The organism is Chlamydiota bacterium (assembly GCA_016178055.1).
In the GTDB taxonomy this organism is placed as follows: Bacteria; Auribacterota; JACPWU01; order JACPWU01; family JACPWU01; genus JACOUC01.
Genome location: JACOUC010000034.1, coordinates 78,351 through 88,767, shown reverse-complemented (window position 1 = coordinate 88,767; position 10,417 = coordinate 78,351). Strand labels below are relative to the sequence as shown.

Below are 10,417 nucleotides of genomic sequence, written 5' to 3'. Positions count from 1 at the left end.
GAAAAAGGCAATCTCTCCTCAGAAGAATTTGATCAATGGGAAAAATCAGTTCCCCATTTAAAACCGGTGATTCAATCCCTAAGGGAAAAACATAAGGGCGTTCGGAATTCAGGTTTCGATCCAGAATTGATGAATCATTTAAAGGAAATTCGGCAACTCTTGAATTCAGGAGGGACGATTCAAAAACTTACCAAAGCCTATTTAAAAGAATCCCTAGGCGATGGCTATGAAGAGTTTCGGGGTTTGCTTGAAAAGTATGCGGGAAGTGATAAGCGTCATGAAAGAAGTAGTGTTAGTTTTTTGGGATATAGACATCTTGGGCTCATGGGCCAGGTTGCTGGAGTAACCCCTGATAGAGCACATTCGGTTAGAGGAGGGAGAGGAGTAACTGACGGGTCTCGTTCACTTATCAAAGGAAAGAGCCGTAGAAGTTCTTCTGGATTCTCTAGAATTTCGGTGATGGCTGGACTTTTCGTGGCTGCGTTATCAGCTGCAGTTTTGTTTTTAGGAAGAGTAGAGGCTGGTTCACGACCCGTCCAAGTAAAACCAGTTTCAGGTTCTAAGGTTCAGGTTTTGAATAAAGATCAGCAGAGTGCTCTTACCAGAATTGAAGAGGCCCATCGAAAAATGCCGAGCTCTGACGCGAAGAAAGAAGTTTTTAAATTGATTCAACAAATTAAAAGTGGAGGCGTGGATATTGAAGTTGTTAACGAGGCCCAATCGGATTTAGTCTACCATAGTTCTTTAAGTGAATTGGAAAAGCCCATTTTAACGGTGAATAGCCGTCATAATAGTCGGTCGATTTATTTTACCATCATAGCCTTGTCTCATGAAGCCCGTCACTTAAATCATTTTCTCCACTTAAAGGAAGGAAATGTCGTCATTCGACAAATTGTTTCAGCTTCGGTGGATGGCGCAATTAAGGAATATGAAAAGGCTTTGGAAGACAAATCTTTTTTACAGAATTCTCGAATTTTGGCTCAGGGAAAGATCTCTTCAACCGAGTTAAGGAGCAGGTTGCAAAAGGCCTTAGATAACCTCATCGATTTAAGAGATCATTACCTTTTGAAAGTTAAAGGGATGAATAAGTATTATGAAATCTATGAAGAATTGGATAGCAACTATCTTACACCTATATATTCTCTAAGGCATATCGCTTTAGGATTGGACGCGTCACAATTTTCGAGGCAAACATGGTTGATTCAGATTCGTGAGGATGCTCAGCTCAGGTATCTTTATCAAAGGCTTTTTGCAATACGATTTTGGACAGAGATCGATGCCTCCACTTCAAGTCTAGATTTTATGGTGAATGTTGCGAACAAAAATCCATCATTTATGACTGAAGTGAGAAAGACTCCTAAAGAGGATGTTGAAGTGTATGAGAGAGACATTAGGGCTGTTGAAAAAATTGGTCTCGCCAATGTGGCCTTTAATTATGTAATTTCTTATCCTTTACTTAAATCGGATCTGTACCTCTGGATACAAGATGCGATTGAAACAGGAACGTTATCCTCTGGCGTTTTTAACGCTCAGGGAGAGATTGATACCGCGGATGCGCGAAAGGCTATTCCCTTCGCTCTAGAAAATCCCTTATCCAAAGAATGGATGCAAAAATATGGGCCTAAAGAAAGTGGAACTAAGCTTCATTCATCCGCTTTGGCTTCTTTGATCAGCTTGAGCATAGGGTACTATGCCTTGGGGCTGATATCGGCTCAGGCGTTTGCCTATCTTGTTCTTGGAATTACTGCAGTTTTCATTTTATTGAGAGGAGCTAGTGTAGTGGCAAGGTTTTTCCCCATAGAATTTTATAGGTCTATAGAAGGATTTGGACGAGGAACGCTTTGGTTTTTAAGAGAGAGAGGGCGCTTTATAGGGAGGACGGAGCTAGACCGGTTTGGGGAATGGTTCAAAAACCAATTGCATTTTTCGGGAGGAGAAACACTCGATCAATATCTTGAGGACAATTTAGAAGTTATAAGCCTTTTGAGAAGGTTGGGGGCTGTTGTTGAAGATTATAGGGGAGAGAGAAGTTCTTTGGGGAGACCCCTTTCTGATGAGGACTTGACCAACTTGATTCAGGCGCTAGGGGTTCGGGTTGAGCAATATAGAGGGGGCCAGGCTAGAACATGGATTTTAGAGATTAAAATGGGTCGTGCAAAAAGAGAGATTTACGCAAAGGCACTGGATCGATCCAAAGCGATTAAAGAACCTGTTTATGTTCTTGTGGATGTAGCGTGGCTCATGGAAGGAAGTCGTGCCAGAGAGATTTTAGATTTGGCAAGAGAAGCGGCGAGAGCAAGTCATCAGAACATGGAGTTTATATTTTTTGGAAATACGAGTATGTCAGAAGCTAGTTTGGAAGAACTCAAAAGAACTCTGAAGATTCAGGAAAAAATGTTGAGAATTGAGAGCGGCAAGGATCTTATCGAACAAGTGAGAAGAATTCATGAAGAAAGTCATCCGGAAATGGATTTTTCTTTTCAAAATCAAATGCGTGTGATCGGTTGGGACGAACACTGGGTTCTTTATGGTCCTGAGCTTGTTCGAGCAGGTGTTCGAGCTGTGCATGGCGATCAAAATTTTGAGAAAGATCAATGGGAGCAATTGGCTCTGATTGTATTTTGTTCCAATGATCGTGAAGCTCTTTTAGAAGCGATGCAGGATATGGGAATGAGCAAGGATGAGGCACTAGAGCTTATTCCAAAAGAGGGTGGAGTTCCTCCCCTTCCATTGATAAAATCTCTCAGCCAGAGTTTGGAAATCACTCGAGAGGGTTTGGATGTTTCCAAGAAATCGATGTGACAACGGAATCGATAGATATTATCGAATAGAAGTAATTTACATGACTGTACAATTTACTTGAAAGTATTTTGTAGTGGTATACAATTTACTTATAAACTCAAAAGAAAGATATGATCAGACGATTCGGGAAGATCTTTGTGAGAAGATGGTGTTTCTGGGTGGACCTCGGCAGGTAGGTAAGACCACTTTTGCACGAGATATTGTTGGATCCCATTACGCCTCACAATATTACACCTGGGACAGGCTGGCTGAAAGAAAAGAGGCCCTCAATGGGATATGGCCCCCCGATATGGAGCTCATTATTCTGGATGAGTTTCATAAATATCCGCGGTGGAAAAATTGGGTCAAGGGGGAGTATGACACTCACAAAGAAAAATACAAATTTCTTCTGACAGGGAGTGCCCGTCTGGATATTTACCGAAGGGGAGGTGACTCGCTTCAAGGTCGTTACCATTACCATCGCCTTCATCCTTTTTCTGTAGCAGAACTTCTAAAAAAGACCCCCTCTTTCAAACCTCCGGATGAACCGATGATCCCTGAAAAGGGTTTGGGCCTAGAGATAGAACGGTCAGTCACTGGCTCGATACCTGTGAAAATTTTTATTATTGCTTTCGGTTGTCTCCCTATCAGTCTAAAAGGATTGCAAGTGTGAGGAAAGAGAAGAAGCTTTATCTTTGGGACTGGAGTCACTTGAAAAAACCAGGCGCTCGCCTAGAAAATCTTGTCGCCTCCCATCTTCTGAAAGTCTGTCATTATTGGCATGACTGTGAAGGGTGGGATGTAGAGCTTTTTTGTTTTCAAGACAAACTCAAAATACCCTTTTCGTATCAGGTCACCCAGAATGGTGAGAAGGACTTCTTAAAAGATGGGATTAGGATATTGCCTGTCCAAAAATTTCTAGCGGCTTGGGTATAGAGGTTGTTTCGAATGCAGTGCTCATAGCTCTTGACAAGCTATTTGAATTTTGATAGGGTCTGGCTTGATAAAGGGGAGGTTTTTGATCGTGCTAAAAATCCGTGTTGACCACCTTGTTGAGCTTCAAAAACTCGACTTTGAGATCAGTTCTATCCTTAAAGACGCCTTCGAACTTGAGAAAAAACCTAAAGCCAGTGAGAAAAGTCTCCTTAAGAAATTGGAGGGGATGAAGAAGGAACGGATTCATCTTACCAAAACATTAGACTCCCTCATTGTCAAAAGGTACGAGCGATTAAAAGGAAATAAGAGCGATTCTAATGCTGTTGTCCCTGTCATTAAGGCTGTCTGCCAAGGATGTTTTATAGGGGTCTCGACTTCAACCTACGCGGAGATTCAAAGAAAAGATGTAGCGGCTAACTGTGATCATTGCGGACGATTTATTTATTACCAAGCTGCCAGTTAATGAATGACTTCCCCAGAATAACCTTTTATTCCCTCAATATTTCAATCCTGTTGAAATATTTTTCCCCTCAATTTTGTTCAAAATACTAGAATGAACCTCAAATCTTAGATTATTTTATTCATCAAAATCATGAAGGAGGGTCTGTGAATTTTAATATCAAAGAAATCAATGAGAAGATTCAACAAGAGGGTGTGATCGTTAAACAGATTGTGGCTGAAGTAGGTAAGGTGATTGTGGGACAGGATTATTTGATTGAACGGCTTCTGATTGCTCTTTTAGCCAATGGGCATGTTTTGATTGAAGGAGTTCCAGGTCTTGCGAAGACACTTTCAGTTAAGACCCTTGCCCAAACCATTCAAGCCAAATTTCAAAGAATTCAATTTACGCCAGATCTTTTGCCTGCCGATTTGCTTGGAACCCTGATTTATGATCCGAAAAACAGTCAATTTATAACTAAAAAAGGTCCCATTTTTTCTCAACTTATTTTGGCCGATGAAATTAATCGGGCTCCAGCCAAGGTTCAAAGCGCATTACTCGAAGCGATGCAGGAAAAGCAGGTGACTTTGGGTGAAAATACATTTCCTTTGGAGGAACCATTTCTCGTTTTAGCGACTCAGAACCCCATTGAGCAAGAAGGGACTTATCCGCTTCCTGAAGCTCAGGTCGATCGATTTATGTTGAAACTCAAGCTTAATTATCCCAGTAAAAAAGAGGAGCGAGAGATTCTGGAAAGGATGACGACCGGGCAAAAAATTTCTGTGGGAGAGATCATCAATACACAGGACATTCTGAAAGCGCGGTCCGTGATTTACATGATTTATATGGATGAAAAAATTAAAAATTATATTCTGGATATCGTTTATGCGACACGCTCACCTGAAGAACATAAACTCGGCGATTTAAAAAAATTAATTGCCTATGGTGCCTCGCCCCGAGCAACCATTTACTTGACCCAGGCAGCGAAGGCCTATGCCTTTTTAAAGGGTCGCGGTTATGTAACTCCAGATGATATCAAGGCCATTGGGCCTGATGTTCTGCGGCATCGGCTCATTACAACCTTTGAGGCCGAATCGGAAGAAATTACCTCGGACAGTATCATTAAGAAAATTTTTGAAGAAATTGAAGTGCCGTGAAAAGATAATTTAAAATTCAAAATGCAAAAATCAAAATGACAAGTCAAAATGTAAAAATCATCTCTATATCCTAACTTGTGAGCCATTTTGAATTTTGATCTGTCATTTTGATGTTTGATTTTTGATTTTTGATATTAATTCATGCGAGTGAATAAATGTTTATGGTGAAAACGATGAATCCAGAACCTATCGATATTCTTAAAAAAGTTAAGCGCTTAGAAATTAAGACGCGGCGTTTGGTCAATGAGGTTTTTTCGGGTGAATATCATAGTGTTTTTAAAGGACAGGGGATTGAATTTTCAGAGGTGAGAGAATATATCCCTGGAGACGATATTCGATCGATTGATTGGAATGTGACGGCAAGGATGGGGCATCCTTATGTTAAAAAGTTTATGGAGGAGCGTCAGCTGAATGTTTTATTGATGGTTGATTTGAGCGGTTCTCAGAATTTTGGGAGTGGGGATCGTTTGAAAAGTGAGGTGGCCGCCGAGCTTGCGGCACTCATTGCTTTTTCAGCCATTCGCAATAATGACCGTGTGGGCCTTCTGATCTTTACCGATCAGATTGAGAAATATCTTCCGCCTAAAAGGAATAAGCGTTACGGAATGCGGATGATTCGAGAGATTCTTTTCTATAAACCCAAAGGGAAAAAAACAAATATTGCGAAGGCTTTAGAGTATGTCGCAAAGGTTTTACCGAAACGTTCAGTCGTTTTTCTCATTTCGGATTATTTAGATACCTCCTTTGAGAAGCCTTTGAGGATTACAGCTAAAAAACATGATTTAATTGCTTTAGAGCTTTTTGATCAACATGAGGAGAAAATACCATCCATAGGCCTTTTAAGGCTTGAAGATCGTGAGACAGACCAGATGTGTCTTGTCAATACTGATTCAAAGGCTGTTTCCCTTTTGATAGAGGACGAGAAAAAAAAGAGGAGTCAATCTCTTAAAAAACTTTTTCAATCCAATCGAGTGGATCATGCCAGAATCGAGACGCAGACCTCTTATGCCAAATCTCTCAATCAATTATTTAAAATGAGAGAAAGAAGGGCCAGGTGATCTATGAGGGGGAAAAGGATATGGCTTTTGATTCTCTTTTTATGTTTATGTTGGGAAAGAGGCATGTGGGCTGAAGAAACTGTTCATGTCGATGCCCTGATGGATAAAAATAAAGTTTTCATTGGAGAAGAGATTCATTTAACCTTAGCGTTGGAACGACCGATCTCTTCTCAAGTCAAACCCCCTGCCATTGAGAAATACACGCAACCTTTTGAAATAAAGGATTTTCATGTTTCAGAAAAGAAACTCAAAGGGGATAGAGTTCGGACAATTTTAAGTTACACCTTCCTTCCTTTTCAAACTGGAAAATTTAATTTGGGACCCATTTTGATTGAATATATACCTCAGGGCGCTCCGGAAGAGGAACTAAAAACTCAAGCGCTTTCGCTCGAGGTCAAGAGCTTGATGAATCCCAAGGATGAGAATTCGGACATTCGAGGGGCAAAACCTTTACTTCTTTTGGAACGCCATTTTTTATGGCTTTATCTTGCGATCGTGATTGTTGCGTTTTTAGGAGTGGGTGTTTTCTTTTGGATTCGAAAAAAAATAAGTCATCCCTTAAAAGTTCTTTCGACATCGATCTCCCTTTTAAGTCCCAGTGAAGAGGCTCTGAAGCGTTTGGAGGAACTTGCTCATTCTGATGCATTTAGAGAAGCAAGGATTAAAGAGGTCTATTCACAATTGTCGGATATTTTGCGCCATTATTTGGGTCGTAGATTTTTCTTAAATATTTTAGAGATGACCACCTTCGAGTGTTTGAAAGAATTGAAATCTAAAAAACTTTCTAGCGAAGTCATGAATAAGATCAGAGATCTTTTGAATGAGGCTGATCTTGTCAAATTTGCAAAATATATTCCGGATAGGTTAGAGCTAACTTTACGGCTTCAGCAGGGGATTGAGCTGGTAGACGTGACAAAGGAAATTTCACATGCGTCTTGAATCCCCGTGGTTTCTATTCTTATTTTTAATTTTGCCCTGTCTTTATTTCTATCAGAAAAAATGGGGAAAACATTTAAAGGCGGCTCTTTTCTATTCTGATGTGAGAGGAATTCAAGGAGGTCTTTCTCACTGGAAAGTCAAACTTGTAAAGGGGGCTTTGATTTGGAAAGGGTTGGCAGTGGTACTCGTTATAGTGGCGCTTGCAAGACCTCAATCAGGAGAGTCTTACGAGGAATATTCGACAGAAGGAATTGATCTTATGCTTGCGATTGATGTTTCAGGGAGTATGTTGGCAGAGGATTTTCATCCCAAAAATCGTGTCGAAGTCGCGAAGGAAAGGGCCAAGGAATTTATTAAAAGTCGCCGTGGAGATCGAATGGGAGTTTTAGTTTTTGGCGAGGATAGTTTTACACTTTGTCCGCTGACTTCGGATGATTCTTTTCTCCTGAAGCGGGTGGATGAAATCAAGGTGGGGATTGTTCCTGAAGAAAAGACGGCCATGGGTATGGGAATTGTCAATGGATTAAACCGTTTGAGAAGGTCTTCAGGAAAAAGCAAGGTGATGATTCTTTTAACCGATGGGGTGAATAATGCGGGAAAGATTGATCCCCTGACGGCAACTGAAATGGCAAAGGCCCTGGGTGTGAAAATTTATACGATTGGAATTGGTAGGGAGGGGTTGGTTCCTGTTCCCATCAATGATCCCATGTTGGGAAGAACTTATGCTCAGATGAAAACGGAAATTGATGAGGAAGTGCTCAAGAAAATTGCCGACCGAACGGGAGGACTCTATTTTAGGGCCACTTCTGAAGAGGCTCTTAAGAAGATTTACGAGAAGATTAACACAATGGAAAAAACGGAAAGCAAGACGAAAATTTATACAAATTATCGAGAGCTCTTTCCATTGTTTCTTTGGCCTGCGTTAGTGATTTTTTTGGTTGATAGATTATCAGCACGGAGTTGGTTGAGGGTGCTGCCTTAGAGATGGTTCAAAGTTCAAAAAAAGACTGCTCGAGGCTGGAAGCTCGACCCCAAGTCATCCGACGGGGCAGGAGCTCGAGGCAAAAACAGAAAGCGAGCTAGACGCTAGAGGCTGGAAGCTAGAAGAGAAAGAAGGAAATCAAGTCGAAGGTTCAAAGCTCAAAGAGGGGTGATGTGAATGAAATTTGCGGATTATAAAATTTTATATTTATTGTGGATTCTTATTCCCATGGCCGTTCTCTTTTTTTGGGATGAATCCTGTAGGAAAAAGTGTTTAGGCCGTTTTGCAAAATCGAGAACGCTTCTCCTCCTTACAGATTGTGTCAGTTCAAAAAGGAGGAAAATGATAAAAACGCTGGAATGGTTTTCAATTTTGCTGATTTTGATCGCCTTGGCACGACCCTTATTAGGTAAAGGAGAAGAGCGTGTTCAAAGAAAAGGGATGGATGTAGTGATTGCAGTTGACACATCTGCCAGTATGTTAGCGGAAGATTTTCTACCGAATCGTCTCCAGAAGGCGAAGCAAGAGTTAGTCGATCTTTTAGAGCAAATGGCGGGAAACCGTGTTGGCTTAATTGCATTTTCTGGAGATGTTGCGACCCTTTGCCCTTTAACCTTTGACGTTGCGGCTCTAAAAATTTATTTAGAAATTTTAGATATAGAGTTGATAGGTCATCAAGGGACGGCCATTGGAAAAGTGATTAAACAAGCATTAACCCTTTTTGATCAAGGAAAATCGAGCGGAAAAGCGATCATTCTTTTAACAGATGGAGAGGATCAGGAAACGGGGCCTTTAGAAGCTGCTTTAAAAGCCCACGACAAGGGCATTCACATTTACACCATTGGAATTGGGGCGCTTAGCCCAGAGCCTATTCCGGTGTTTGATGAATCAGGGAAGAGGGTGGGGCATAAGCGAAATTTAAAAGGAGAGGTCATTCTTACCAAACTGAATGAAGGAATACTCCAGGAAATTGCTGGAAAAACAGGAGGGAAATATTTTCGTGCAACCTCAGGGGGAATGGAAATTAAAGAAATTTTTAAAGAGGTGAATAGGCTAGAAAGAGGTGAGCTTGGAGAGGCTGTTGTTACTCAGTATGAAGAACGATTTCAGGGCCCTCTTTTGATGGCAATTTTTTTGATAATTTTATGTGATTTAATCGGAGAGCGAAAAGGATCTTTTAGACAGGTCAAAAATGAATGGTTGAAAAGGAGGGTAGCGTGAAAAAAATTGGGTTGCTCATCTTCATGCTTCCTTTTTTAATGGGTCTTTCTCGTTATCAATTAGCGAGAGAAGGAAATGAGGCCTATCAAAAGGGACAATATGATGAGGCTATTCAAAGGTATCAGGATGCCCTTAAAAAGAGCGAAGATAACCTGAGTATTTTATTTAATTTGGGCAATGCCTTTTACGCGAAGAAGGCTTTTGATGAGGCTCAAAATTATTATGAGAAGTCTCTTTCTTCTCAAACAAAATATCTTTCGACAAAATCCATTTCCAATTATAGTCTTGGAAATTGTGCTTTTAAAAAGGGGGATTATGCTCAGGCTTTAGAGTGGTATAAAAAAGCCATCAAAGAAGATCCAAAGGATTTAGATTCTAAATATAATTATGAAGTGACATTGAAAAAAGTCGAGGAGAAGCAAAAACAAAAGAAAGACGAAAAGAAACAAAAAGAAGAAGAGCAAGAAGAACAACAGAAATCAGGTGATAAAAAAGAGGGGGAGCAAGATCAGGAAAAAAAAGGGGAAGAGAAAGAAACTCAAGCTGGGAAGGAAGGAGGAGAAAAAAATGAGGAGAAGGATGCAGTAGAAAATAAAGAGGATGAAGAATCTTCCCAGGAGAAAAAAGGAGAGGTTCAAGCAAAGAAGCAAGATGAACAAAAGTCAGACGAAAAGAAGGAGCAGTCTTTCTCTAATGAAAAAGAGGGAAGCCAAAATGATACCTCCGCGGTTTCTTCCGAAAAAAGTCAGGAAGGGAAGAAAGATGGAATGAAAAAAGAAGAGGCGATTCAGATTTTGGATGTGATGAATCAGGAGAAGAAGGATTTAATCTGGAATTTAACAAAGACAGAATCTTCAGACGAGTCAGACAATGGGAATGATTGGTAAAACCTATGCGAAAATGG

General features: G+C 40.5%; 8 protein-coding genes and 1 pseudogene. All 9 read left to right on the top strand.

All coding sequences use genetic code 11. The features are described 5' to 3' along the window. Positions 1 to 2,802 (top strand): hypothetical protein (locus tag HYS07_04520; protein ID MBI1870440.1); only part of this gene is annotated, 2,802 nt, incomplete at its 5' end. Between the two features lie 145 nt (positions 2,803 to 2,947). After that, a pseudogene (locus HYS07_04515) lies at positions 2,948 to 3,717 on the top strand (ATP-binding protein). Positions 3,718 to 3,799: 82 nt separating this feature from the next. Then, positions 3,800 to 4,180: a hypothetical protein gene (locus HYS07_04510; protein ID MBI1870439.1), complete on the top strand. Its 381-nt coding sequence runs from the start codon at positions 3,800 to 3,802 to the stop codon at positions 4,178 to 4,180. Between the two features lie 143 nt (positions 4,181 to 4,323). Continuing rightward, on the top strand, positions 4,324 to 5,313 hold the full coding sequence (locus HYS07_04505) for an AAA family ATPase (GenBank protein MBI1870438.1): 990 nt from the start codon (positions 4,324 to 4,326) through the stop codon (positions 5,311 to 5,313). A 173-nt stretch (positions 5,314 to 5,486) separates the two neighbouring features. After that, entirely contained in the window at positions 5,487 to 6,371 is an 885-nt protein-coding gene (locus tag HYS07_04500; GenBank protein MBI1870437.1) for a DUF58 domain-containing protein, read from the top strand. 63 nt (positions 6,372 to 6,434) lie between these two features. After that, on the top strand, positions 6,435 to 7,310 hold the full coding sequence (locus HYS07_04495; GenBank protein MBI1870436.1) for a hypothetical protein: 876 nt from the start codon (positions 6,435 to 6,437) through the stop codon (positions 7,308 to 7,310). After that, positions 7,300 to 8,292: a VWA domain-containing protein gene (locus HYS07_04490; GenBank protein MBI1870435.1), complete on the top strand. Its 993-nt coding sequence runs from the start codon at positions 7,300 to 7,302 to the stop codon at positions 8,290 to 8,292. Before HYS07_04495 ends, HYS07_04490 begins: the two co-directional genes overlap by 11 nt. Positions 8,293 to 8,469: 177 nt before the next feature. Next, on the top strand, positions 8,470 to 9,513 hold the full coding sequence (locus HYS07_04485) for a VWA domain-containing protein (GenBank protein ID MBI1870434.1): 1,044 nt from the start codon (positions 8,470 to 8,472) through the stop codon (positions 9,511 to 9,513). Beyond that, positions 9,510 to 10,400, top strand: coding sequence for a tetratricopeptide repeat protein (locus HYS07_04480; protein ID MBI1870433.1), 891 nt, complete (start codon positions 9,510 to 9,512; stop codon positions 10,398 to 10,400). Before HYS07_04485 ends, HYS07_04480 begins: the two co-directional genes overlap by 4 nt. The last annotated feature ends 17 nt before the right edge of the window (positions 10,401 to 10,417 follow it).